The following is a 443-nucleotide window of genomic DNA, read 5'->3' on the forward strand; positions in this document are numbered from 1 at the left end:
GCCAGTACGTCAGCCCACAGGTAGCTGTAGTAACCTGCGGCATAACCACCGGCGAAAATATGGCTGAAAGCGTGCGGGAAACGGCCCCAGGATGGAGACGGTACTACGGCAACCAGTTTCTTGATTTCTGCCAGAGTTTCGAGGATTTTCGCTCCCTGATCCGGGCGGAACTCGGCATGGAGGCGGAAATCGAACAGGCCGAACTCCAGCTGGCGCAGAATAAACAGCGCCGCCTGGTAGTTCTTCGCCGCCAGCATTTTATCCAGCAACTCTTTCGGCAGCGGTTCGCCGGTTTCGTAGTGACCAGAGATAAACGCCAGCGCCTCAGGCTCCCAGCACCAGTTTTCCATAAACTGACTCGGCAGTTCGACCGCATCCCACGGCACCCCACTGATCCCGGATACACCGGCGGTTTCGATGCGGGTCAGCATATGATGCAGACC

At 57.6% G+C, this 443-nt stretch carries 1 protein-coding gene; it reads right to left on the reverse strand.

What is annotated here, in order from left to right:
• Positions 1–443, reverse strand: a 443-nt coding sequence (locus FN960_RS23475) for a M3 family metallopeptidase (protein WP_221936825.1), incomplete at both ends; no start/stop codon positions are given.

Source organism: Alkalicoccobacillus porphyridii (assembly GCF_007293315.1).
In the GTDB taxonomy this organism is placed as follows: domain Bacteria; phylum Bacillota; class Bacilli; order Bacillales; family Bacillaceae_D; genus Alkalicoccobacillus; species Alkalicoccobacillus porphyridii.